Source organism: Mesorhizobium sp. M0587 (assembly GCF_040320945.1).
Lineage (GTDB): Bacteria > Pseudomonadota > Alphaproteobacteria > Rhizobiales > Rhizobiaceae > Mesorhizobium.
The window spans coordinates 94,714-119,154 of record NZ_JAMYQP010000007.1; the positions used below are offsets into that span (position 1 = coordinate 94,714).

The following is a 24,441-nucleotide window of genomic DNA, read 5'->3' on the forward strand; positions in this document are numbered from 1 at the left end:
ACCGGCAAAATCCGCAAGCTCCAAAAACCCGATTTCGACGATTGGCATTGTCGCTGTGCGACGGCCTCACTATACCTTCGGGCAAGGGCTGGCTTTAGACACATCAGTTTGCGGAGACCGGACATATGGCTGACGACACCAGTATTTTTATCGGCGCCAGCCGCAAGCCGGACGACAGCTATCAGCGTGCCGAGAACCTGCTGCTGCAATATGGAAATCGCCACGGCCTGGTAACCGGCGCCACCGGCACCGGCAAGACAGTTACCTTGCAGATACTGGCCGAAGGTTTTTCCAACGCCGGCGTGCCGGTGTTCTGCGCCGATATCAAGGGCGACTTGTCAGGCATCGCCATGATGGGCACGGCCCAGGACTTCCTGGTCAAGCGCGCCCAACAGATCAAGCTCGACCCTTACGACTTCCAGGAGTTTCCTGTCATCTTCTGGGATCTGTTCGGCGAGCAGGGCCATCCCATCCGCGCGACGGTTTCGGAAATGGGGCCGCTGCTCTTGTCGCGCCTGATGAATCTCTCCGAGGCCCAGGAAGGCATCATGAACATCGCCTTCCGTCTGGCCGACGAGGAAGGCCTGCTGCTGCTCGACATGAAGGACCTGCAGGCGCTGCTCGCCAACATCGCGGAGCGCGCCGACGAGATCGGCGCCCGCTACGGCAACGTCACGAAGCCGTCGGTCGGCGCCATCCAGCGCACCTTGCTGGTTCTGGAGCAGCAGGGTGCGGCAAATTTCTTCGGCGAGCCGGCCTTGCGGATCTCCGACATCATGCGCACCACCCGCGACGGGCGCGGCGCCATCAGTGTGCTTGCCGCCGACAAGCTGATGATGAACCCGCGGCTATACGCGACCTTCCTGTTGTGGCTGATGTCGGAACTGTTCGAGGTGCTGCCGGAAGTCGGCGACCCCGACAAGCCGAAGCTGGTGTTCTTCTTCGACGAAGCGCACCTGCTTTTCGACGAAGCGCCCAAGGTGCTGATCGATCGCGTCGAACAAGTGGTCCGCCTGATCCGCTCGAAAGGCGTCGGCGTCTATTTCGTCACGCAGAACCCTTTGGATATTCCTGAAAAGGTCCTGGCTCAGCTCGGCAACCGCGTACAGCACGCGCTGCGCGCCTATACGCCGCGTGAGCAGCAGGCGGTGAGGACGGCGGCCGAGACGTTCCGGCCGAATCCCGATTTCGACTGCATGACCGCCATTACCCAGCTCGCCACTGGCGAGGCGCTGGTCTCGACGCTGGAAGCCAAGGGCGTCCCGTCCATGGTGCAGCGAACGCTGATCCGCCCGCCATCGTCGCGCCTTGGCCCGATCACGCCCGACGAGCGCCGCCAGCTGATCGCGGAGAGCCCGGTCGCCGGCCAGTACGACCAAGTCATCGACCGCGAATCCGCATTCGAGATGCTGCAGAAGAAAGCCAAGGAGGCGCAGGACGCCGAACAACAGGCGCAGCAGGCAGGCAGCGGCGGTTCACGCTGGACCATTCCAGGCTTTGGCAATGACGATCCCGCGCCGCCATCAGGCGGCCGTCGCGCCCCCGGACCGCGTCCGTCCAATCGCCAGACGGTAGCCGAGGCGGCGATCAAGTCGGTGGTTCGCTCCGTCGGCTCGTCGGTGGGCCGGGCGATCGTGCGCGGGATTTTGGGCAGCCTGTCGCGAGGACGCTGAGCGTCGACCAAAGCAGAGCGGCGCGATCGCCGCTCCAGGCCAGCGCCCTTTGGTGTGCAAAGGACGCCATAGCAATTTGATTTTGTGCACGACCCGAAAATCGAATCCGATTTCCGGGTCGTGCAGCGTTCTGGTCGAGATCAGAAGATCGAGTCGGTGATCGCCTTCACCGGGCCAAGCAGCACCGATCCGTCCGGTACACCGGCGTCGATCGGAATGGCCTTGTGGTTGGCCGTCGCCGCGGCCACCATCGGCTGGCTGGCGTCGCTGGTCACGATGACCGGGCTCTTCGTAGGCACGCGATCATAGAGATCGATGATGTCCTGGTTCATCAGGCGCACGCAGCCGGACGAGACCGACTTGCCGATCGAACGCCATTCCGGCGAACCGTGCAGGCGGTATAGCGTGTCCACATTGCCCTGGAAGAGATAGAGCGCGCGCGCGCCAAGCGGGTTCTTCAGCCCTCCGGGCATGCCACCATTGTCGGCGCTGTATTGCCTCAGTTCCGGCTGGCGGGCGATCATGTCATCCGGCGGCGTCCACTTCGGCCATTTCTGCTTCCATTGGACGACGGCATCGCCCGACCATTCGAATCCGGCACGGCCGAGACCGACGCCGTAGCGGATCGCCTGGCCGCCTGGACGGACCAGATAAAGGAAATGGTTGGTTGTATCGACAACGATGGTTCCCGGTTTCTGCCCGGTCGGATCAGGAACGATCTGACGCAGGAACTGCGGGTCGATCCTGTCGACCGGGATGGCCGGCAGATCGAAGCCGCCATCGCTGACGGCCGCGTACATGGCTGCATAGTCGGCAAGCGGCGGCTCGACATAGGCCGGCGGCGGCGGCTCGACCGGCCCCGGCCCGGTGGTGGCGCATGCGGAAACCGCGATCGAGGCGGCGCCCAATGCAGCGGCGTTGAGGAAGCCGCGACGGCTCAGGCGGTAGGATTCGATTTCGGTTATGGACATGGTTGCCTTCTTTAGAACTCAAATAGCAACAAAGCGTGAATACACCACCTGCTGCGTGGATGTCTGACCAACAGCCGGCGCGATAGGCGGTTCCGATTCTGGCCCGAACGTGGACAAAGAAAGGCGAAGCTGTGACAGCATCGTCACTGTGGCGCCGGGGACACAGGGTGGCGACCTGAAGCACGTCGCGTCCAAACCCGAGGCCACTTTTTGGGCGACGTGCATTAGCTGCCGGACACCAGCGCTTCGAGCGACGGCAGGATCAGGGCCGGCGGGAAATCCCGGTACTCCTCCGGCTGGTCGGATCGGTTGATCCAGACTGTGCGGAAGCCGAATTTGGTCGCCCCGGCAATGTCCCAGCGATTGGAGGACTGAAAGGAAACCGCGCCGGGATAAAGCCGCCAGCCGGTGGCGACCATGTCGTAGACTGCGGGATCGGTCTTGAAGCGCCGCACGGCATCGACGGAATAGACGTCGTCCAGAACGTGGTCGAGCGCGGCGGATTTCACCGCCGCCTCGAGCATTTCCGGCGAGCCGTTGGACAGGATCGCCAGTCTTGCACCCGAAGCCTTGAGCGCCTTGAGAACGGCCGGCACTTCCGGATAGCAGTCCAACCGCCAATAGGCGTCCAGCAGTTTCGCCTTGATGCCCGGATCGGCCGAGGGAACCTTGCGCAAGGCGAAATCAAGTGCCTGCTCGGTCAATTGCCAGAAATCGGCATAGGCGCCCATCAGCGTGCGCACCCAGGAATATTCGAGCTGCTTGGCGCGCCAGATCTCGGACAGGAGCTGACCGTCCGGGCCGATCTCGTCGGCATGCCGGCGCACGGCGGCGTGCACATCGAAGAGCGTGCCATAAGCGTCGAAAACATAGGCGGCATAATGCATGACGACAGTTTTGAGACGAGCCGCCACAAGGTGCAAGCCTTGATTGCATCATGCCTGCCGCTGGCCTCAACAAAACTCCGCTGATGCCGGTTGACGGCGCCCGCCAGGCGTCATCCAATGGCGCCTGGACGATGTCGATTGAAGCGGGACAAGGCGATGACACTGGCGGCTGCGGCGCAATCCGCGACATGGACTTTCGTGGATGGCGATTGGTATGAGGGCAATGTCGCCATTCTGGGGCCGCGCAGCCACGCAATGTGGCTTGGCACCAGCGTGTTCGACGGCGCTCGATGGTTCGAGGGTGTAGCGCCAGACCTGGAACTCCATGCCGGAAGGGTGAATGCCTCGGCGATCGCGCTCGGCCTCAAGCCGAACATGACGCCTGAACAGATCGTCGGATTGACCTGGGATGGTTTGAAGAAATTCGACGGCAAGACCGCGGTTTACATCAGGCCGATGTACTGGGCCGAGCATGGCGGCTATATGGGCGTGCCGGCCGATCCCGCCTCGACCCGCTTTTGCCTCTGCCTCTATGAATCGCCGATGATCCCGCCCACCGGTTTCTCGGTGACCGTGTCGCCGTTCCGGCGTCCGACCATCGAAACCATGCCGACCAATGCCAAGGCCGGCTGCCTCTATCCCAACAATGGCCGTGCCATCCTTGAAGCCAAGATGCGCGGGTTCGACAATGCGATGGTGCTCGACATGCTGGGCAACGTCGCCGAGACCGGAACCTCGAACATTTTCCTGGTCAAGGACGGCCATGTGCTGACGCCGGCGCCGAACGGCACCTTCCTCTCCGGCATCACGCGCTCGCGCACGATGACGCTGCTTGGCGAGTATGGATTCAGGACCACGGAAAAGACGCTGTCGGTGCGGGATTTCCTCGAGGCGGACGAGATCTTTTCGACCGGAAACCATTCCAAGGTGGTGCCGATCATCCGTATCGAGGACCGCAACCTGCAACCCGGGCCGGTGGCCAAGAAGGCGCGCGAGCTCTATTGGGATTGGGCACATTCGGCGTCGACGGGCTGACGCCTCCGCCTTTTGTCGCTGCGCGTTGTATCTGGGAAAACCGCAGGACTCCGAACTCGGGTTGGCAAACGCCAGACGACGGCCAACATCGGCGGGCAGCTTTCGTGATAGGAATTTTTTCTTGACAGGGTGAGTGCAGCTATGGTAGATATTTATCTATGGTGCAGATTTGCGCCGATGACCCGCCGCACAGGCGGGTTTTTCGTGTGATGCTTCTCAACCAACGCGCCGGCGAACGCTCCAGAGGAGCGCCGGCGAACGCTCCGAACGGTCCCGTTAACCCGGATCCGTTGCTCCTGGGAAAACCATGTGACAGTTTTCCGGAACCTGATTAGAAGGGAACTGGCGCTTCATTCCGGAGTTGTTCCAGCTCAATCCAGACCTATGTTAGTCCGGTATCCACACCGGATTTTTCCACGAGGGAGTACCATCCATGGCTTTTGAATTGCCCGCTCTGCCTTACGACTATGAGGCCTTGCAGCCTTACATGTCGAAAGAGACGCTGGAATATCACCACGACAAGCACCACAAGGCCTATGTCGACAACGGCAACAAGCTGGCTGCCGAGGCCGGACTGGGCGATCTGTCGGTCGAAGAGGTGGTCAAGCAGTCCTTCGGCAAGAATGCCGGCCTCTTCAACAATGCCGCCCAGCACTACAATCACATCCATTTTTGGAAGTGGATGAAGAAGGGCGGCGGCGGCAACAAGCTGCCGGATGTCTTGCAGAAGGCGGTCGACAGCGATCTCGGCGGCTATGACAAATTCAAGGCCGACTTCATCGCCGCTGGAACGACGCAATTCGGTTCGGGCTGGGCCTGGGTTTCGGTCAAGGACGGCAAACTGGCGATCTCGAAGACCCCGAACGGCGAGAACCCGCTCGTTCATGGTGCGTCGCCGATCCTTGGCGTCGACGTCTGGGAACACTCCTACTACATCGACTATCGCAATGCCCGCCCGAAATATCTGGAGGCGTTCGTAGACAGCCTGATCAACTGGGACCATGTCCTCGAATTGTACGAGAAAGCCCGCGCATGACCCCGAAAATCGGATTCGATTTTCGGCAAGGATCATGCGCTGGATCAAAGCGTTACAGCGTCCTTTGCGCGCCAGAAAGGCATGCGGCGCTGTAGCCTGATCGATCGTCCAGAAAAGCCCCGCCGGGGCTTTTCTTTTTTCCGCATCGAAGTCCTGCAGGTCCCGCAAAAATCATGCGGGAAAAGGGAATATTCCACCCGTCACATCCGTTAACGTTCCGTCTCGAAATGCCTTCATCATGGAGCCAATGAATGAGAAAGCTTGTCATCGCCATCTCTATGCTCGCGCTTGCCGGTTCGGCGGCCTTTGCCGACCCGATGCTCGATCGGCAGGCCCTGATGAAGGAACGTGGAAAGATCGTCGGCGGCCTGTCGAAAGTGGTCAAGGGCGAGGAGCCTTTTGACGCCGCTGCCGTGCTGACGACATTGCAGGCGCTCCAGGCGAATGCCGAGAAATTCGACGCCGACGCGTTGTTTCCGGCAGGCAGCGACACCGGCGACACCACAGCGTCGCCGAAGATCTGGCAGGACATGGCCGGCTTCAAGGCCACCGCGGACAAATATCTCGCCGACGTCAAGGCCGCTGTCGCCGCCGCGCCCGCGGACATCGACGCGCTGAAATCACAGATCAATATTATCGGTGGTGATTGCGGCACCTGCCACCAGACCTATCGGGTAAAAAAGGGCTGATCCAGGCGATGCCCTTGCTTGGGCCCTTGCTTGGAAGGCTCGTCGGCGCCGCCTTTGTCCTGGGCGGCGTCGGCGCGATTGCCGCATGGTTTCTGTCGGCACCGGTCCGGCTCGACGCCGCGACGGTGGCTGAACTTGGGCCAGGCGACGTCGCCAGGGGCAAGCGCATCTTCTATGCCGGTGGCTGCACCTCCTGCCACGCCAAGCCCGGTTCGCAGGGCGAGGCGCGGCTTGAACTCACTGGGGGACTCAAGCTCAAGACGCCGTTCGGCACCTTCGTGCCGCCCAATATTTCGCAGGACACCAAGGACGGCATCGGCGCATGGTCGGTGGAGGACCTGGCCAACGCCATGCTGAAGGGCGTGTCGCCTTCCGGCGAGCATTTTTATCCGGCGTTTCCCTATGCGTCCTACGCCCGCATGAAGCCGGGCGACATCGCCGACCTTTACGCGTTCCTGAAGACGCTGCCCGCGGTTACCGGCAAGGCGCCGGACAATTCGCTCGGTTTCCCCTTCGACATCCGTCGCGGCATCGGCCTGTGGAAGCTGCTCTATCTCAGCGACCAACCTGTTGTCTCCTTGCCCGATGGCGCGCCTGATGCCGTGAGGGCCGGCCGCTATCTGGTCGAAGGGCCGGGTCATTGCGGCGAATGCCACACGCCGCGCGACCTTGCGGGCGGCACGAAGAAGAACCAGTGGCTGGCGGGCGCCGTGGCCGCCGAAGGCAGCGGCATCGTGCCGAACGTCACCTCGGGCGAGGGCGGTATCGGCGACTGGTCGCAAGCCGACATCGCCAACTACCTCGAAACCGGCTTCACGCCCGATTTCGATTCCGTCGGCGGCGCCATGGTCGACGTGCAGCGGAACATGGCCGAACTGACGCCGGATGATCGTGCGGCCATCGCCGCCTATCTGAAGGCGGTTCCGCCGCATCCGAACGGCTATCCGGCGCGCAAGAAGGCCGCGAACTAGTTGTCCGATGACAAGTGGCGGTCGCCCAGAAAGTCGAAGCCCGTCTCGAAGAAATGATTGTAGTTGCAGGTCAATTCCTCGCCGGGCGCGATGTCGCGCAATGCAAAGGTCTCCTCGGGCGATGAGACGTCGCAGTTCGGCTCGTCGGCATGGTTCATGTAGCGCGCGTCGTCGGCCTCGAAGACGATATAGTTCGGATCTCGCCGGTCCGGGTAGGAGTAGCGGTCGAGGTAATTCTTCACCGGTCCGGTCTCGCGCTCATAGGTCTCGACCGCGATCAGCCGGTCGAATCTCGGATCCAGCTTCCAGATCAGCGTGCCGCGGGAAATAGCGTTCTTGGCAAAGACGCCGATGCCCTGGATTGGCGATTTGTCGAGATAGACGTCGACGAGCAGCATAATGGAACCTTGTGCGATTGTGGGCGTCGTGGCCCGGGAAAATCGTGCTTTGGGTAGCGCGCGACCGTCGCAATTGCGAGTGAAAATGAGCAACGCGGAATTCAAAAAACCTGCTTGTCAGGCTCGCGCGGGGACTGGGGCCTACCGGCGTCAGCGTTGCTGCAAGGCCAGACGGACGCCCAAGGCGCAATAGATGCCGCCGACGACCTTGCCCTGCCACCGCAACACCGTCGGATTTCGGCGCAGGAAAGTGCCGAGCCGACCGGCGCTCACGGCAAACACGACCGTGCTGAAAAGCCCCAGCACGACGAAGATGATTCCCAGTGTGGTCAACTGGAGAACCACCGATCCGCTCTCGGTCCGCACGAACTGTGGCAGGAACGCGAGGAAGAAAAGCGCGGTCTTGGGGTTGAGCATCTCGGTGAGGACGGCTTGCCGAAAAGCCTTGCCGGTAGAGATCGCCAGCGATCCGGCCGCCGGATCCACCGGCGCTTTCTCGAGGATCGCCCGAATGCCGAGATAAACGAGATAGGCCGCCCCTATATACTTTATGATGCTAAACAGCGTCGCCGACGTGGCGATGATGGCCGAGATGCCGACCATCGCCATCACTGTATGAAACACGTCGCCGGCCGCGATCCCCGCACCGGTGGCGATCCCGACCTTCGTTCCCGAGCTCGTCGCCCGGGCGATCGTCAGCAGCGTGGCGGGACCGGGAATAAAGACGAAGCCAAGCACCACCGCGATGTAGGTGATCAAGGTGGCCGGATCGATCATTGGCTGGTTTCTCCCGTGAGCTGCGCCTTGCCTGCGACCTTCAGCGCGAAGGCGTAGGTATAAGCGATTTCCTCCAGCCTGGAAAATCGGCCGGATGCGCCGGCATGGCCAGAATCCATGTTGATCTTGAACAGCACCGGATTGTCGCCGCTCTTGCGGTCGCGCAGCCGCGCCACCCATTTCGCCGGCTCCCAATAGGTGACGCGCGGGTCGGTGAGACCGGCGAGCGCCAGGATCGGCGGATAATCGAGCGCTGCGACATTGTCATAGGGCGAATAGGCGGCGATCGTCCGGTAATCTTCCGCTGAAGCGATCGGATTGCCCCATTCCGGCCATTCCGGCGGCGTCAGCGGCAGGCTGGCATCGAGCATGGTGGTGAGCACGTCGACGAAAGGGACCTCGGCGACGATGCCGCCGAAGCATTCCGGAGCCATGTTGGCAATCGCGCCCATCAGCATGCCGCCGGCCGAGCCGCCTTGCGCGATGATGCGGTCATGCGTCGTGTAGCGCTCGGCGACAAGGTGGCGCGCACAGGCGATGAAATCGGTGAACGTATTCATCTTGTGTGCTCGCTTGCCGTCGTCGTACCAGCAATAGCCCTTGTCCTTGCCGCCGCGGACGTGAGCGATGGCAAAGACGAAGCCGCGGTCGACCAGGGAGAACCAGTTGGTGTTGAACGCGGCCGGCACGGTGATGCCATAGGAGCCGTAGCCGTAAAGCAGGCAAGGTGCTGATCCATCCAACGGCGTGTCGCGGTGGTGCAGAAGCGAGATCGGCACCAACTCGCCGTCGGCGGCGGGCGCCATCAGCCGCCTGGTGACATAGTGGTCCGGATCATGTCCGGACGGCACTTCCTGGGTCTTCAGCAGCACCCGCTCGCGGGTGCGCATATTGTAGTCGAACACTTGCGCCGGCGTCGTCATCGACGAGTAGGAAAAGCGCATGACCTCGGTGTCGTATTCATAGGAGCCCGACAGGCCGAGCGAGAAGGCCTCCTCGTCGAGAGACAGGAGATGTTCCTCGCCGCTCATGCGGTCGCGCACGACGATGCGCGGCAGGCCCTCCTTGCGTTCGAGCCGCACCATGTGGTCCTTGAAGCCGATCACCGACAGGATCAGCCGGCCCGGCTCGTGCGGCACCAACTCCTGCCAGTTTGCGCGCACCGGGTCGCTCGCCGGCGCCGTCATGATCTTGAAATCCTTGGCGCCGTCGGCATTGGTCAGGATGAAGAAGATGTCGCCGCCCTCTTCCAGGTCATATTGAAGGCCAATTTCGCGCGGCGAGACCAGCCTGGGTTCGCCGAACGGGTCGCTGGCGCTCAACAGTCGGTATTCCGACGTCTCGTGATCGTTGATACCGATCATGATCCACTCGTTGGAACGGGTGCCGCCGACATCCATGAAGAAGCCGGGATCGGTTTCCTCGTAGATCAGCCGGTCGTTTTCATGGCTGTCGCCGAGCGTATGAAACAGCACCTTCGACGGCCGGTGATTGGGATCGAGGCGGGTGTAGAAGAAGCCGTCATTGCCCGCATCCCATACACCCGACCCGCCGGTAGCGGGAATTTGGTCCGCCAGTTCCCTGCCGTCGGCAAGGTCACGCACGCGCAGCGTGTAGAATTCGGAACCCTTGTCGTCGAATGCCCACAGGAGCTTGCGATGATCGGCCGAATGATCGACGCCGCCGAGCCGGAAATACGCCTTGCCTTCGGCCTCCGCGTCACCATCGAGCAGGATCTGCTCGGCGCCGCCGTCGCGCGGCGTGCGGAAATAGCGCGGCTGCTCGCCGCCGAGTTTGAAGGAAGAGCCGTACGCATAGGGTCCATCCTTCATCGGCACGGAAGAATCGTCTTCCTTGATGCGGCCCTTCATCTCCTTGAACAGCTGCTTCCGCAGCCCGACCGTGTCGGCCATCATTTTTGACTGATAGGCATTCTCGGCATCAAGCTCCGCGCGGATGCCCGCATCGAGCAGTGACGGATCCCTGAACATCTCCTGCCAGTTGTCGGCGCGCAGCCAGGCATATTCGTCGGTTCGCGTGACGCCGTGATGAGTGTCGGACACCGGCCGCCTTTCGGGCGTTGGCGGGCTGAGGATCGGAAATGCGGAAGTCTTGGTCATTGCGTCTCGCTTCGGGGATGATCTTGAATGGCGAATGAACACGCCGATCAGGGCGGGTTCAAGAGCCGCAGCGTAGAAGTCACGTGGCTCCAGGAGATGGGCCGGGGGAAGAAATGATGGATATTCGTTCTTGGACTGCCACGGCTTTCGCCGTTGCTTCACTAAGTCTGGCTTCTACCGGCCAGTCTCATGCGACCGTATTCGCGGCTTGGCAAGTGGCCAATGTGCCGTTCGGCGATACGCTCAACGTCCGCAAATATCCGTCTGGCACATCCCAGAAACAGGCGGCGTACCCGAACGGGACGGTTTTGCAGATGACCGGACGATGCACCGGCGGGATAAATCTGCTCGACATCGCCAATCAGCCGGCACGGCAGCAGCGGCAGGCGGTTCGCTACCGCTGGTGCCAAGTCTGGCACGATCCCGCCACCGACGGCAGCTTCGTCACCGGTTGGGCCTATGGCAAATACATCACTCCATATTGATTGACTCGCATCGATCGTGGTTGCTTGCGCGAAGACGTGCGGCAACCTCTGGTTTTGTGAACAGATGTGAACAACCAATGTCGCCGGCGCCCTTGGCTAAGCAAACTGGAGCATTTACATCTGCTTTGTGAGTTAGCGCGAATGTAACGACAAACTGACGCCGCGTCGGCTTTTGCCGATTTGGCGAGCGAAATATCGAAAAATTACAAAATGCACGAAAGATTGAAGCTGATCCGGGAATAGTTGATCAACATCCTTAAATGCGGACGCGAATTGACTTACTTGACCCATGGACGCATTGATGTCCACGTGACACGAATCGCAGAAGCTCTATCTGCATAAATTCGTGCAGTGCCCTGCTTGTAAAAAAGGGCGCAGACGGACGTAACTCTTGTTGGGGCCTGAAGACCATGGATATTGCCGAAACACCTTCTACGAGCAATGACGCGCTGATCGAACTGACCGCCGATGTGGTGGCTGCCTATGTCAGCAACAATCCCGTTCCGGTCGGCGAACTGCCGAGCCTGATCTCTGATGTCCACGCCGCTCTCGGGCGTGTGGGCGGAACCGCCGAACAGCCTCCTGCCGATAAGCAGAAGCCGGCTGTAAACCCGAAGCGCTCGGTTCATGACGACTACATCGTCTGTCTTGAAGACGGCAAGAAGTTCAAGTCGCTCAAGCGCCACTTGATGACCCATTATGATCTCACGCCCGACCAGTATCGCGAGAAGTGGAATCTCGATCCGAGCTATCCGATGGTTGCGCCGAATTATGCCGCTGCCCGGTCGCAGCTTGCCAAGAAGATGGGGCTCGGCCGCAAGCGCAAATCGCGCTGATCGCTGTCGGACCACACCGGCATCAACGGCGCCTTCGGGCGCCGTTTGATTTTTCAACGGCAGGGTAGTCAATCGTGGCGCGCTGACGTTCTGAAACGGCCAGCGGGATGGCTGGCCGACGCATGCTCAGGCTGTCTGCGCGAGTGCCATCTCGGCGTCGCGTTTGATGCGCTTGACCATGGAGCGAAGGCCATTGGCGCGCTGCGGCGACAGGTGCTCGTTCAGCCCGAGTGCCTTCAGCGTCGCCTCCGCATCGGTTTTCTGGATTTCGCTGGCGGTCCTTCCGGAAAACAGCGCCAGCATGATCGCCACCAACCCACGAACGATGTGGGCGTCCGAATCGCCCTTGAAGGTGATCACCGGGTCCGCACCGGGGCCACGTTCCGTGGTCAGCCAAACCTGGCTGACGCAGCCGGGCACCTTGTTGGCGGCGTTGCGTTCCTGATCGGGAAACGGCGGCAGCGCTTCACCGAGTTCAATGACGTAGCGATAGCGGTCGTCCCATTCGTCGAGGAACGAGAAATCGTCGCGGATCGTCTGGATCGTGGTCGTCATGACCCGGATATAGTGACGCGGCGGCGCCGCGTCACGGAAAAAACAAGGACACCGCGGGCGTCGAGAGGGCAGACAGACCCGCGGTGCGCCGTCGAAACGGCCTAATTCCGCACCGGCAGGTTGACGGTCTCGGGCAGGACGATTTCTTCCGGCACGCTGCCGGTGGTCGTCGAGGTGTCTGGCCCAGCAGCGGACTTGTCGTCCAGCATGGCGGCCGCAATCTTGGCGGTCTCTTTGGCCCGGGCGGTGATGGTGTGCATCGCCGACTTGCCGGTTTCACACACGTCGGGCTTGCGTTCGCAGATGCCGGCAATGTCGCCGACGGCGTCGCGTGCCGCGAACAGAGCCTGGATCGGCCCGACGCTTTCCCGACCTGGCTCGTCGGAACCGACGCTCAGCGGCAGCGCCAGCAGCACCAGCGAAAACCAGAAAGCCATTCTCATCAGGAAGAACATGCCTTGCCTCTCGTCGTGACCGGATCATGCATCCATTTGGCATGACCTCTTTTGTGGGCAGGATCTTGGCACATAGGCACAAAGGACGGCTTGCAGGCAAAGCGAGAATTTTCCGCAAATTTTAGGCAAATTCGAAACGAAGCGTTTTGCAATCGATTTAATTTCAAATCGGTACGATTTTCGTTACCACCTGACAACCACTTATCCCCCTGGTTTCATTGCAGTTTCTGTAAAATTGCGCGGTTCGGCCGCGGCGCCTCGTCCGCCGACGGGAAGCGTTCCCGGATAACCCTCCGTTTACTATGGCTGCATTTGCCCGGGTTTTTGACCGCCGCCGTCCCGATATTCGCCGCAGGTCGGGCTTTGGTCGGCTCAGCCTTATCCATTCTTTAAACGCTGGATGCGAGTTTCAAAGCCAACCAAAACAATCTGCAAAGCAGAGCTGTTCACGACGAGTGCGGGTGCGTTGAGTTGATGCCGATCAAGGCCAGATACGCAGAATTGCCTGGCGCGATGGCCGCCGGCTGCGAACGGATGGTCCATCCGTCCATTGTTGGGCGGAACGACCGCGAGCGCCAGCGCCGCTTCATCGGCGTCATGCTGGCCGCTCCATTCTTTGCTGCCGGAACTGCGGTCACGCTTGTCACTTCTGGCATGGGCGCCGCGGTCACCGTGGCCGCGATCTTCGCCGCATTCGGTCTGTGCTGGTTCGTCGCACTGCTGGTGGCTGCGACCGGCAAGATGGCTGTGGCGGGCCAGATCGCGCTGGCCATGGCGGGCTCTGCGCTTGGCGCTCTCATCGCCGCCGGCGGCGGGCTGGGCTCTCCTGTCGCCATGCTGGTCGTCGCGCTTCCATACGAAGCCTGGTGGATTGGCGGCTCGCGGCGTGCCGCGCTCTGGGGCGCCGTTTCAGCCGTCACCGCCATTGCGCTTCAGCCCCTGGCCCCGGCTTTCTTTCCATTCGCGAGTGCGCAGATCGCGGCCTGGCATTGGCTGGTGCCGCTGGCCTGGGCGCTCACGCTCATCCCGCGCGTATCGGCGTTTCGCGACAGCTCCGTTACGACCGATATCGTGGATGCCGGGGATCGGCTGGAAGACATCATCGACGCGGTGGTCTTGCGCGTCGCTCGCCATGGCGAGGTCCTGGATGCTTCCGCAAGGGCGCGCACGCTTTTGAAATTGCCGCCGGAGCTGCTTTCCGGAACCGGCTTCTTCGACCGGGTCCATCTTTCCGATCGCGTCTCCTATCTCAGCGCGTTGGCAGATATGCGCGACGGCGCACTGTCGCGGCGGCTCGACCTGCGCATCAGGCTGCCGCAGAATGGCAACGGGCAGAATGAAAATCGCTTGGCCGCCGACAATTATCGGCCATTCTCGCTCGAACTGGTGCGTGGTGAAGATCACGGCGATGTCTTCATGCTTGTCCTGCGCGAGAATGACGAGATCGCCGGGCTGCGCGAAGAGCTCGCGGGAGCCAAAGAGGCGGCCGCGTCCGCCGAAGTGGCAAAGGGCCGGTTCCTGGCGGTGGTGAGCCACGAACTGCGCACGCCGTTGAACGCCATCATCGGCTTCTCGGACATGCTGCTGCACGAGATGTTCGGTGCCTTCAAGGACCCGCGCCAGAAGGAATACGTCGCTCTGGTGCGGGATTCGGGCCAGCATCTGCTTGCCGTCGTGACGTCCATACTTGACGTGTCGAGGATCGAATCGGGTGTCTACGCGACGGAACCGGAGCCGTTCCGGTTCATGGAAGCCGTCGAAATGTGCCAGTCCATGATGCGGCTGCAGGCGCAGGCCAAGAACATCGACCTGCAGGCGCAGATCGCGCCGGACGCAGGCGACATCAATGCCGATCGCCGTGCCGTGCAGCAGATACTCATCAATCTCGTCTCCAATGCGATCAAGTTCACGCCCGATGGCGGCGATGTCGTCGTCGGCGCCAAGCGGATCGGCTCCCGTCTGCATTTCTGGGTCAGGGACACCGGCATCGGCATCGCCGAGGAGGATTTCGCCAATCTCGGCAAGCCCTTTATGCAGATCCAGAACGACTATACCCGCCGTTTCGAGGGGACGGGTCTCGGCCTTTCATTGGTGAAGGGCCTTGTGGCGTTGCACGAAGGCACCATGACGATCGAAAGCATGCCGGGCGAGGGCACCACGGTGACCATCAGTCTGCCGGTCAATGGGCCGAAGGGGCGCCCGGCCAGCCAGGCAGGGGTGCTGCCGATGCCGTTGACGAGGGCGAAAGGGGACGGAAATGGCTCGCTCCGCAAAACAGCGTAAGGCGGTCAAGCGCCGTAGTACCTTTCAGGACGGAGCCGTCGCCGTCGGCGGCATGATTTCGCGCAATCCTGTCCTGGTGGGTGGGTCGACGGCCTTTCTGGTGACGCTGTTCTATGTCTCGGCGAATGCGCTTTGGTATCAGCCTTTCCCGCATGCCGGGGCGTTTTTCGTCACCCGCAGCTTCCAGGGTTTCCCGCACGCTGCCGCTGACGAGCCTGAGACGACGTTCAACATCGTGCGGCCGAATGCAGCGCCGGCACCGATCAAGGGCGATCCGGTGGTCGAGCAGGTGCAAGGCATTTTGAAGGACCTCGATTTCTACGCCGGCACGGTCGACGGCATTTCGGGCCCCAACACGCGCAAGGCCATACAGGCCTATCAGCAGAAGGTCGGCCTCGACGCTTCCGGGGATATCGATGCACTCCTGCTGGATCAGCTCGGCGCAACGCCGAAGACGGCCGCCGTGCCGAAGCCGCAGGCTCGTCCCGAAATATCGCCGGCGGTTCCGGTGTCCCTGCAGACAGGCGCGGCACCCGAGGGACCCGATCCCCGCATCGTCAAGATACAGGCCGGACTCAAGGCGTTCGGCAATGACGACATGCAACTGGACGGCGTCGTCGGCGCCCGCACCAAGGCAGCGATCAAGGAATTCCAGTCCCTGTTCGGCCTACCGCAGACCGGCGAGCCCGATGAGATCGTCTACGTCAAGATGCGGGAGATCGGCCTGACTAACTGACGGCTGAAAACGACGCCTCGCCGGGCGGCGGAAATATCGGTAGATAGCCCGCACGCTTTCCGGAGTTTTGTCATGCGCGTTACCACGGACCTGTGGGTTTCAGCCCTGTTGCGACGGGTTTTCGGCGCCAGCGGATTTGCCGCCGTGGTCAAGCGCGGCGCGACAGAAGCCGGTGCTGTTTTCGTTCTGGCGCGAGGCAGGCTGGGCGAAATGGCCCTCTACGGACCGGCGCCGCAGACAAGCTATGATTCGGCCAAGCCCGACGACCGCTTCTTCAGCCTTCTCGCCGCCGGCGATGACCCCGCCGTCCTGGACGCGCGACTGGAGAGGGAAAAGAAGTTCGATCCCGACATCTGGGTGGTCGAGATCGAGGCCGGCACCGTTCCCGTCGAGGAGCTTATTTCCGTGAAGACGCCCTGAGGCGGGCGGTATCGTCGCCGGTCGATGCCTTGCTGCTATCGCTGTTCGCGGCCGCGGCTTCGCTAACCGGCGTGGGCGCGGGCTCGGCTTTCCATCCCCGCACCCTCTCCAGGGCCACATCGCGGTGCAGCAGACGGTAGCGGTCGAGGAAGGTGCGGATCGCCTGCGGGTGTGGAAACTGGCCGGGATAGACGGCAACCGTGATCAGGAACGCCCGGTCCTCGCTCAGGTCGAGCGACCGTAGCGCCGCAAGCAGCGAGGCATAGTTCTGGCTGGCGACCAATGATCGCGCGGTCGAAAAATCGATGTCGAGGACGTCCGCGAGCGCCGTCTGGAAGAACGCTGCGTTTCCCGTCAGCGCTGTCTCGCGCAGTTTGACGTAGATGTCCGCGCCGGAGAACGCATCGACCTTCGCCGCCAACGCTTGATCGCCGGTGCGCATCATGGAACGCAGTCTGTGCCGCGCGTCTTCGGCGGCAATGCCGGGCGCCTGTTGCTTTGTGGTGCTGCTTGCGGCCGCTTCTGCCTTGCCGGGTGCGATGGCTTGTTCCGCGGGGTTCTCCGTCTGCGGGTCCCGCACCCGCACCAGGGTCGGCCTTTCGAGTGCCCTGATCAGATCGGCGATGGTCGGGTTCAAATCCTTGCGGCGCGCGATGGCGCGCGCGTGCGGCAGCCCATGCCGGCCAATCAACGCAATCAGGTCGATATCGCTGACCGCGCGCGAGCGGATGAGCAGCGGCGCGGCAATGTCGACCGGTTCCTCGCAGAGACGGCGCACCAGCGCGGCAGGCGCATATTCACATTCCGAAAGCGCGGCTGCCACATAGCGTCGCGATTCGACGGATACATGGTCGAACAGCGGCAGCGTCAGGTCCTCAAGCTGGCCGATCTCACGGCGCGACGGACGGGTGAGCGAGCAGAACGCCGACACCGAGGCGCGAAACAGCCTTTCGGCCTTTCCCGATTCCGTCCGTGCCGCGATTTGCCTGAAGTCCGAAGATGACACGAAGGATACGCCCGATAACAGACACACACTTGATTACGCTTGACCGGGACCATGTCGGTTTCGCGATTGCCTCAGGCCAGAACGCCCTGACCTCAGAACAAAGATCAAGTTAGCGACGATCCGTTAGCGCTCCGTTAACCCTCTGCCGGCCTTAATGATATTTGGAGGCGTTGCGTTGTGCTCCGGGGAAACCGAGAGGAATGCGCGAACCATGGGCATGGTACTGTCTTTCGTGCCGAGAACGGCACCGAGCAATCGGGCAAAGCAAGCGACCGAAATACCGGCGGCGGTGATCATCTTTCCCGGCATCCGGTACGAGCGGTCCAACACCGGCGAAGCGCGGCCCGCCGGGCCCGACAAGCCGGGATCGCCACGAACGCCGATGCCGCATCACTGAAGCAATTCCAGGAAAAGTGCGCGGCGGTTTCCGTCCGGAATTGCGCCACCGACCGTTAGAAATCCTGCAGCTCGCAGGAACTCTGATCGAGAAAGCGCGACACGATAGGCTTCCAGCTGTCGTCCGGCACGAAGCTGCGGATAACGAAAATACCTTCGTCGATCGGCGCTTCGACGAAGATCGCACCTTGCAGATCCTCGGGAAGATCCTTGCGCACGTCGATCATCTGCGCCGGCGTCAACACCACGGCATCCAGCACGCCGCCGGTCGCCGTGCGATCGTTGAAGGAATAGATGTTGTGGCCGCCGCGGTCATAGACCGATACCGACCAGAACGGCACGTTTCCCGGCGCTTTGATCCGGACCATTCCCTCGTCCAGGTCGAAGCGGCAGGCAGTGGCGTAGAACAGCGGGTCGACCGATTTCACCACCGGCGCGCCGCCGGCCTCGGCATCGAGCCGGTTCATCCGATAGAGATCCGAGACCATGGACAGCCGCGACCAGGCGTCGCGTTCTGAAAATTCAGGCACAAGAAGCAGGACGACGATATGCACGATGCCGGCGCCGATGAGGCCGAGCAGGACGGCATGCAGAAGCCTGCGCATCGCGGCGTTGAAACTACGCATCGCAGCCGACCTTCGCGATCCTGGGCAGCGAAACATCGGACAGGCCGGTGCTGCTGGCGATCGGTGTGTCGTAGAATGTCAGCACGAAATACATCCTGCCGAAGCCGTCGGTCAAAAGCCAGTTGCCGGGCATCGGGTGATGGCCGACGGAAATGATCACCGAATTGTCGGATTGGCGCAGCACCTCATAGGATTGAAGCGCGGCAAGCCGCGATTTGCCGGTTTCGACCACGCCAAGCGATTGATCGGCGGCGTAAAGCGTCCAGAACCGGGCGGTCGGAAATCCGCCCTCGATCGTGTAGGTGCATTCGCGCTTGAGCTGGTCGCCGGCAGCGTCATTTTCGGCGACGAAGGACAGCCCTTCGGCGCGGCCGAGCGCAAGCACGCCCTCGCGCGCCACGCGAGCCTTGGAATAGGGGTCCGCGGCCGGTGTGCCGATATCGGGAAAGGCGGTCCATTGGCCGATCCTGATCGCGCCGACGCCATCCTGGATTTTCAGTGCATACCAGACGCTGGCGCCGCCGCCGCCAATGGCTATGGCAAGCGAAAGCAGCGTCAGGAAGGCATTCTTGAGCATGAAGGGGCCGGTACATGAAGAATTGCCGCTCGGGGATATCGCGGCGTGGTGCCTCGTGGCAAGCGGGCCGACCGGATTTGCCCGCTTAAGCCACTCAGAAAGAATCACAGCGCCGACAGCGTCTCGGGCGATGCTGGTGGATCTATGGCAGGTGCCGACAGGAACAGCTTGGTCATGTCCCTCAAAGTCTGCGTGGTCCGGCCCGACAGTACCGCCGGCCGTTCGGCGGCGGCATCGGTCGCGGCCTGCTCGTCGTTCTTGTTCTGCGCGTCCGCGGCCTTGGCCGCGATCTCCTCGTCGACAAAGGGTTTGTCGATCCCGGGGATCGGCTTCAGGTCGATATTCTGGTGTGCGTAGACCATCAGGCGCTGCCACACCATCGCCGGCAGCGAGCCGCCCGTCATCTTCTTGGTCGGGGTGAAATCGTCATTGCCCAGCCACACGGCCGCGGTGTAGTTGCCGGTGAAGCCGACAAACCAGGCATCGCGGTAGGATTGTGTCGTGCCGGTCTTGCCGGCCACGACGATATTGGGCAACTGGGCGCGTCTCGCCGTGCCTATCGCCGGCACCGCCGCCAGCATCGTGTTCATCGATTTCAGCGCTTGCTCGGACAGGACGCGGTGCGGCGGTGGCGCGTCCTTGGCGAAATCGTAGACCACTTCGCCGGTGCGGGTGACGAGTTGCGCAATGCCGTGCCGGGAGCCGACGAAGCCGTTCTGGGCGAACACGCTGTAGCCCGTCGCCTGATCCATCACCGTCATGCCCGAGGTGCCGAGCACCATGGTCTTGTGCCCCTCGAGTGGCGATTCCACGCCAAACGATTCCGCCATCGCCTTGATCGGGGGAATGCCGAGGTAATCCTTGGCCAGCCGAACCGGCACGGTGTTGATCGATTTGGCCATCGCCATCAGCAGCGTGACGTTGCCGGCCGATCCGCCACTGTAATTGTGCGGCGACCAGGCGCCCCAGCTGATCGGACCACCCGAAATGACCGAGTTCGGTGTGAAGCCGTGTTCCATCGCGGTTGCGTAGACATAGGGCTTGAACGACGAGCCGGTCTGGCGCAACGCCTTGGTGGCGCGGTTGAACTGGCTGGTGCCGTAGTCGCGGCCGCCGACGATGGCCCGCACCGCGCCGTTCGTCTCGATGACGACGACAGCGCCTTCGGTGACATTGTATTCCTTGCCGAACTGGCGCAGATGGAATTCCACCGACTCCTCCGCCGCCTTCTGGATGTTGGCGTCGAAAGTGGTGTGGGCAACCAGTGAATGCTGCCCGGGTTTGGCAATTTTCTTGACCTCGTCGAAGGCCCAATCGAGAAAGTAATCGGGGCTTTTCTGCTCGCCGCGGTCGACCACATCGGCTGGGTGCAATCTTGCTTGCAGCACCTGGCCCTCGGTCATGAAACCGGAATCGACAAGATTGGACAGCACCACATTGGCGCGCGCGCGCGCCGCCGGCAGGTTGATGTGGGGAGCGTATTTGGTCGGCGCCTTGAACAGGCCGGCAAGCATCGCCGCCTCGGCAAGGTTCAGGTCCTTGACGCTCTTGCCGAAATAGAAGTCGGCGGCCGCCTCGATGCCGAACGTGCCGCCGCCCATATAGGCGCGATCGAGATAGAGCTGCAGGATCTCCTTCTTCGACAGATTGGCCTCGAGCCACAGCGACAGGAAGGCTTCCTTGATCTTGCGTTCGAACGTGCGCTCATTGGTGAGGAACAGGTTCTTGGCCAGTTGCTGGGTGATGCTGGAGCCGCCCTGGACGACGGAGTTCGCCCGCACATTCTCGAAGATTGCGCGCGAAAGGCCCAGCACGTCGATGCCGTAGTGATCGAAGAAACGGCGATCTTCAGTGGCGAGCACCGCCTTGATGACATGATCAGGCATCTCGTCGACCGGCACCGAGTCGCGTTGGATGATGCCGCGTTGGCCTATCTCGTTGCCATAGCGATCGAGGAAAGTGACGGCGAAGTCGCCCTGCGCGCGCCAGTCGCCTGCCGTATCCTGGAAGGCCGGAATGGCCAATGCCAGCATCACCACGATACCGCCGGCACCCAGCGTAAAGCCTTCGCTCAGCAGTTCGATGATGCCGCGACGCCAGCCGGTGAAGCGGAAGTGCCGGGAGAAGATCGTCGCCGCTTCCCAGAACTGGCGCGCCTTGAAGCCGATCTCGTAGAGCGAGGAATCGATCCAGGCATCCAGCGCCAGCAGGCGGGAGGCGATCGGACCTCTTCTCTTGCGCGGTTCAGGGCTGACCATTCAAAAACCCGGCTCGGCTGTGGCATGACCTGAAAACCGCAAGCAGACAATTTCAGGGCAGCGCTCCGCCCCGACTATTCATCCATTTTGCGGGCACTCACAAGGGCGGCCAGGGCACAGCGCACGGTTTGTTGGCGCAAAGGGCGGGGGCAGGCATGGATGGCGACCGCCGCCGCCTCGAAGCCGCGCGTCTTGATCTGGCTGGCCCAAGGTCGGAGCGATCATCCTGCCAGAAGGCAGTGCTTCAAACGATCATCGCGGCGAGGCCGCCGCGATTGCTGCCTGCAGCAGAACCCGCGCGCCGATGACCGCGTGGGCGGGCTCTACATATTCCGCTTCGTTGTGGCTAAGCCCGTCACGGCAGGGCACGAAAATCATCGCGGCGGGCGTCACCCGAGAGAGGAACAGCGCGTCATGGAATGCGCCCGATATTATCTGCTTGTGCGGTAGCCGCAGCGAACGGACTGCCTCCTCGACTATTTTCACCATGTCGGGAGAGAATGCCGCCCCCGGCATGTCGAACGACCGTCTGATCACTGCCGAGCAATACTGGGCTCCTGCCTCCGCCGCGCAGACCTGGCGCACCTCGGCCTCGATGGCCTCGAGCCGCTCCGGCTGCGGATGCCTGATGTCGACGGTGAAGATCACGGATTGCGGTATGGCGTTGATCGATCCCGGCTGAGCGGCTACCCGGCCCACCGTGAACCGCGCGCGGCTATCGAGCGGCATGATAGTCGTCTGCAGCCTGTGCATTGCGGCAACGGCGGCGACCATCGGATCCCTGCGGTAGGCGAGGGCGGTCGTACCGGCGTGACCCGCAGCGCCCTCAATGGAAACTTCCAGCCAGCGCGTGCCCTGAACGGCGGTGACGACACCGATCGGCAATCGCTCCTGTTCCAGGGACGGTCCCTGTTCGATATGCAGCTCGATATAGCCTGATATCGACATGCCGAGCGGACGAAGGCCCGCCTCCGGCAAGGCAGCGATCGTTGCCTCGATCTCCGTCCCGAGGCACGCGCCGTCGCTACCGACTATCGATTTCCATGCGGCGACGTCGGTGCCGGCGAAGGCCATGGAGCCCATCGCACCCGGCGCGAAGCGGCTGCCCTCTTCATTGGCCCAGGCAACGACCTCGATTGGCATTCGGGTTTCGGCCTGCGCGTCCTCCAGCGCCTCCAACGCCTCGAAGGCGGAAAGCGTACCGAGCGCACCGTCGAAGCGTCCGCCGGTCGGCTGGCTGTCGAGATGACTGCCGATCAACAGCGGCGGCAGCCTGGCATCCACGCCATCGCGGCGGATGAAGAGGTTCGCGATGCCATCCTGAAAAACGGCGAAGCCGCGCTCCTTCGCGAGTTCCGCCAGCAGGCGCCGTGCGCCGCGGTCCTCCGCACTGAACGCCTGCCGGTTGACGCCCCCGGCGGGAGTCGCGCCGATCCGGGCGAACGCGTCGAGCCGTCCGAGCAGCCGCTCGCCGTCGATCTCCGGCACCAAAGTCACCGCTTGAGACCGCGGATGAAGGCGTTTACCCGCTGCCTATCGACCTGGTTCCACCAGACGCCATCATGTTTCAGCGAACTGGCGACAATGACGCCGTCGACGATGTCGAGGATATCGTTGGCGTTTTCGGGCGTCACGCCGCTGCCGACAAGCGTCGGCAGTCCAGCGGCGTCCTTGATCATCCTGATGTAGCCGAGGTCGGCGGCATGGCCGGTGCGTTGGCCGGTGGCGATCACCGCGTCGGCGTCGAAGAAGACCAGGTCCTTGACCTGTTCCTCGACCGGCCGGTCGGCGACGATCGCATGGGCACCGTGCTTGACATGCGCATCGGCGAAGATGCGGATGCCGTTGGCCCGAAGTCTGGCGCGGAAACGCATGGCGCGCGCCGCTTCGCCTTCGATAAAGCCCTCATTGGCGACATAGGCATTGGCCCATTGATTGACGCGGACAAAGGCCGCGCCGGAGGCACTGGCGATCGACAGCGCGGGAATGGAGGCATTGGCGAGTACGTTGATGCCGATCGGCCGGCCGAGTTCCCTGCGGATCCGATCGGAGACGACGGACATATAGGCGGAGGTTTCGGGCCCGATGTCGTCCGGCTTGGCGAACGGCACGTCGCCGTGGTTTTCGACGATCACGCCGTCGCAACCGCCATCGAGATAGGCTTTGGCGTCGTCGAGGCCCCGCTGGTAGATGGCCTCGACCGCCTCGCCATCGTAGCGTGGCGCGCCTGGCAGGGGTGCCAGGTGAACGACGCCGATCACCACTTTGCTTCTGCCGAAGATCGACCGCAGCGCGTCATTGGCGACCTGTTTGGAACCGATGGATTTTGTGGATTTTGTCATGCGGTTTCCGCTTCCGTCGTTTCCATGAGTATTTTCATCTCGCGTCTGTCGGGGCAGGATTCGAGCGTTCCGGCGCGTCCGACCGAGATCGCCGCGGCGCGTACCGCGATCCGCACCGCCGTGGCGAGGTCCATGCCGCCTGCAAGGCAGCCGGCGAGGCAGCCGCAAAAGACATCGCCCGCGCCGCTGGTGTCTAGCACGGCCACGCTCGGCGCCGCGAACCGGTCGATCCGTCCTTCGCCATCGGCCACCAGACAGCCACCCGCGCCAAGCGTCACGATCGCGGTGTCGGCGCCCCGGCGGATCAATTCGCGGGTTGCCGCGGCAGGGTCGCTGGCTCCGGTCAATTGCTCCGCTTCGCCCGCATTGACGATTGCAAGGCCGACGGCGCTCAAACTGGGTGCACGGCTGGCAACAAGCGGGCTGGGATTGAAGATAGTAACGGCTCCCGCATCGCACCCCGCCCTGAGGCAAGCCGCCGTCACATCCGCACCAAGGTTGCCCTGCATCATCAAGATATCGCCGTGCTCGACCGATCGGATGAAGCCGCCGTCAGCCACGGGATCGAAGGCGGCGGCGCAACTGGCGCCGGTGACGATGAGGTTCTCGCCCCGCACATCGACCAGGATCGTCGACCGGTCGCTGGGCAGCGCCAGCATCGTCAGATGGCTGGCATCGAGATCGCGGCGCAACTGCTCGCTTATCCATGCTCCGGCGGCATCGTTGCCGATCGCCGCATGGAAGCGGACGTCGGCTCCCGTACGCGCGGCGGCCACCGCCTGGTTCGCCCCCTTGCCGCCAAGTCCGTCGCCATGTTCCGATGCGCTCAGCGTCTCGCCAGGCCGCGGAAACCGGTCCAGCCGAAACGTCGTATCGACGCAGACATTGCCGACGACATGGACGCGCATG

25 protein-coding genes are annotated in these 24,441 nt (G+C 62.5%); 11 read left to right on the forward strand and 14 right to left on the reverse strand.

The features are described from left to right. The first annotated feature begins 125 nt into the window (after positions 1–125). Positions 126–1,673, forward strand: a complete 1,548-nt coding sequence (locus tag NKI49_RS08785; RefSeq protein WP_352599514.1) for a helicase HerA-like C-terminal domain-containing protein — start codon at positions 126–128, stop codon at positions 1,671–1,673. 140 nt (positions 1,674–1,813) lie between these two features. Here the strand turns inward: NKI49_RS08785 and NKI49_RS08790 are convergent, their stop codons facing one another. Beyond that, the gene (locus NKI49_RS08790) at positions 1,814–2,644 is read right to left on the reverse strand and encodes a L,D-transpeptidase (protein ID WP_352599516.1); all 831 of its coding nucleotides are present in this window, start codon (positions 2,642–2,644) and stop codon (positions 1,814–1,816) included. Positions 2,645–2,868: 224 nt separating this feature from the next. Then, complete coding sequence (locus tag NKI49_RS08795) at positions 2,869–3,531, reverse strand: haloacid dehalogenase type II (RefSeq protein WP_352599749.1); 663 nt, start codon at positions 3,529–3,531, stop codon at positions 2,869–2,871. Positions 3,532–3,687: 156 nt separating this feature from the next. On the opposite strand from NKI49_RS08795, the gene NKI49_RS08800 reads away from it, so the two are divergent. The 4 genes from NKI49_RS08800 (at position 3,688) to NKI49_RS08815 (ending at position 7,262) form a co-directional block, all read left to right on the forward strand. After that, a complete protein-coding gene (locus NKI49_RS08800; protein ID WP_352599751.1) occupies positions 3,688–4,566 on the forward strand; it encodes a branched-chain amino acid aminotransferase in 879 nt (292 codons plus the stop codon). A 433-nt stretch (positions 4,567–4,999) separates the two neighbouring features. Next, positions 5,000–5,602, forward strand: coding sequence for a superoxide dismutase (locus NKI49_RS08805; protein WP_352599518.1), 603 nt, complete (start codon positions 5,000–5,002; stop codon positions 5,600–5,602). A 251-nt stretch (positions 5,603–5,853) separates the two neighbouring features. Next, on the forward strand, positions 5,854–6,291 hold the full coding sequence (locus NKI49_RS08810; RefSeq protein WP_352599520.1) for a c-type cytochrome: 438 nt from the start codon (positions 5,854–5,856) through the stop codon (positions 6,289–6,291). A gap of 14 nt (positions 6,292–6,305) precedes the next feature. After that, the gene (locus NKI49_RS08815; RefSeq protein WP_352599522.1) at positions 6,306–7,262 is read left to right on the forward strand and encodes a cytochrome c; all 957 of its coding nucleotides are present in this window, start codon (positions 6,306–6,308) and stop codon (positions 7,260–7,262) included. On the opposite strand, the gene NKI49_RS08820 is transcribed toward NKI49_RS08815, so the two are convergent. From NKI49_RS08820 to NKI49_RS08830, 3 genes are all read right to left on the reverse strand, one after another. Continuing rightward, complete coding sequence (locus NKI49_RS08820) at positions 7,259–7,660, reverse strand: SET domain-containing protein (RefSeq protein ID WP_352599524.1); 402 nt, start codon at positions 7,658–7,660, stop codon at positions 7,259–7,261. The two genes, NKI49_RS08815 and NKI49_RS08820, sit on opposite strands and share 4 nt — an antisense overlap. 150 nt (positions 7,661–7,810) lie before the next feature. Continuing rightward, the gene (locus NKI49_RS08825; RefSeq protein WP_352599526.1) at positions 7,811–8,437 is read right to left on the reverse strand and encodes a LysE family translocator; all 627 of its coding nucleotides are present in this window, start codon (positions 8,435–8,437) and stop codon (positions 7,811–7,813) included. Beyond that, positions 8,434–10,557 carry a S9 family peptidase gene (locus NKI49_RS08830; protein ID WP_352599528.1) on the reverse strand — a complete coding sequence of 708 codons (2,124 nt, stop codon included), beginning with the start codon at positions 10,555–10,557 and terminating at the stop codon, positions 8,434–8,436. Before NKI49_RS08830 ends, NKI49_RS08825 begins: the two co-directional genes overlap by 4 nt. Before the next feature lie 116 nt (positions 10,558–10,673). Here NKI49_RS08830 and NKI49_RS08835 point away from each other — a divergent pair, with 116 nt between their 5' ends. Both NKI49_RS08835 and NKI49_RS08840 read left to right on the forward strand, forming a co-directional pair. After that, positions 10,674–11,042, forward strand: a complete 369-nt coding sequence (locus NKI49_RS08835) for an SH3 domain-containing protein (protein WP_352599753.1) — start codon at positions 10,674–10,676, stop codon at positions 11,040–11,042. A gap of 410 nt (positions 11,043–11,452) precedes the next feature. Further along, on the forward strand, positions 11,453–11,878 hold the full coding sequence (locus NKI49_RS08840; protein WP_352599530.1) for a Ros/MucR family transcriptional regulator: 426 nt from the start codon (positions 11,453–11,455) through the stop codon (positions 11,876–11,878). Between the two features lie 126 nt (positions 11,879–12,004). Here the strand turns inward: NKI49_RS08840 and NKI49_RS08845 are convergent, their stop codons facing one another. Beyond that, positions 12,005–12,433 (reverse strand): SufE family protein, encoded by a 429-nt coding sequence (locus NKI49_RS08845; RefSeq protein ID WP_352599532.1) that lies wholly within the window; start codon positions 12,431–12,433, stop codon positions 12,005–12,007. Positions 12,434–12,534: 101 nt separating this feature from the next. Continuing rightward, positions 12,535–12,888, reverse strand: a complete 354-nt coding sequence (locus NKI49_RS08850; protein WP_027022824.1) for a DUF5330 domain-containing protein — start codon at positions 12,886–12,888, stop codon at positions 12,535–12,537. A gap of 534 nt (positions 12,889–13,422) precedes the next feature. Here NKI49_RS08850 and NKI49_RS08855 point away from each other — a divergent pair. From NKI49_RS08855 to NKI49_RS08865, 3 genes are all read left to right on the forward strand, one after another. Then, complete coding sequence (locus tag NKI49_RS08855; protein WP_352599755.1) at positions 13,423–15,171, forward strand: ATP-binding protein; 1,749 nt, start codon at positions 13,423–13,425, stop codon at positions 15,169–15,171. Further along, on the forward strand, positions 15,146–15,907 hold the full coding sequence (locus tag NKI49_RS08860; RefSeq protein ID WP_352599534.1) for a peptidoglycan-binding domain-containing protein: 762 nt from the start codon (positions 15,146–15,148) through the stop codon (positions 15,905–15,907). The genes NKI49_RS08855 and NKI49_RS08860 overlap by 26 nt, the downstream gene beginning before the upstream one ends. Before the next feature lie 72 nt (positions 15,908–15,979). Next, on the forward strand, positions 15,980–16,327 hold the full coding sequence (locus NKI49_RS08865) for a DUF1491 family protein (RefSeq protein ID WP_352599537.1): 348 nt from the start codon (positions 15,980–15,982) through the stop codon (positions 16,325–16,327). Here NKI49_RS08865 and NKI49_RS08870 read toward each other — a convergent pair. Beyond that, positions 16,305–17,333, reverse strand: coding sequence for a hypothetical protein (locus tag NKI49_RS08870; protein WP_352599539.1), 1,029 nt, complete (start codon positions 17,331–17,333; stop codon positions 16,305–16,307). The genes NKI49_RS08865 and NKI49_RS08870 overlap by 23 nt on opposite strands. A gap of 211 nt (positions 17,334–17,544) precedes the next feature. On the opposite strand from NKI49_RS08870, the gene NKI49_RS08875 reads away from it, so the two are divergent. Then, positions 17,545–17,730: a hypothetical protein gene (locus NKI49_RS08875; RefSeq protein ID WP_352599542.1), complete on the forward strand. Its 186-nt coding sequence runs from the start codon at positions 17,545–17,547 to the stop codon at positions 17,728–17,730. A 55-nt stretch (positions 17,731–17,785) separates the two neighbouring features. On the opposite strand, the gene NKI49_RS08880 is transcribed toward NKI49_RS08875, so the two are convergent. The 6 genes from NKI49_RS08880 to NKI49_RS08905 all read right to left on the reverse strand — a co-directional run bounded on the left by NKI49_RS08880 (position 17,786) and on the right by NKI49_RS08905 (position 24,440). Continuing rightward, positions 17,786–18,355, reverse strand: a complete 570-nt coding sequence (locus NKI49_RS08880; RefSeq protein ID WP_352599545.1) for a DUF1254 domain-containing protein — start codon at positions 18,353–18,355, stop codon at positions 17,786–17,788. Further along, positions 18,348–18,932 (reverse strand): DUF1214 domain-containing protein, encoded by a 585-nt coding sequence (locus tag NKI49_RS08885; protein ID WP_352599548.1) that lies wholly within the window; start codon positions 18,930–18,932, stop codon positions 18,348–18,350. The genes NKI49_RS08880 and NKI49_RS08885 overlap by 8 nt, the downstream gene beginning before the upstream one ends. Positions 18,933–19,036: 104 nt before the next feature. Beyond that, entirely contained in the window at positions 19,037–21,190 is a 2,154-nt protein-coding gene (locus NKI49_RS08890; protein ID WP_352599550.1) for a transglycosylase domain-containing protein, read from the reverse strand. A 252-nt stretch (positions 21,191–21,442) separates the two neighbouring features. After that, a complete protein-coding gene (locus tag NKI49_RS08895; protein WP_352599553.1) occupies positions 21,443–22,687 on the reverse strand; it encodes a Zn-dependent hydrolase in 1,245 nt (414 codons plus the stop codon). Further along, the gene (locus NKI49_RS08900) at positions 22,684–23,532 is read right to left on the reverse strand and encodes a BtpA/SgcQ family protein (RefSeq protein WP_352599757.1); all 849 of its coding nucleotides are present in this window, start codon (positions 23,530–23,532) and stop codon (positions 22,684–22,686) included. Before NKI49_RS08900 ends, NKI49_RS08895 begins: the two co-directional genes overlap by 4 nt. Next, positions 23,529–24,440: a ribokinase gene (locus NKI49_RS08905; RefSeq protein WP_352695609.1), complete on the reverse strand. Its 912-nt coding sequence runs from the start codon at positions 24,438–24,440 to the stop codon at positions 23,529–23,531. The genes NKI49_RS08900 and NKI49_RS08905 overlap by 4 nt, the downstream gene beginning before the upstream one ends. Position 24,441: the final 1 nt, after the last annotated feature.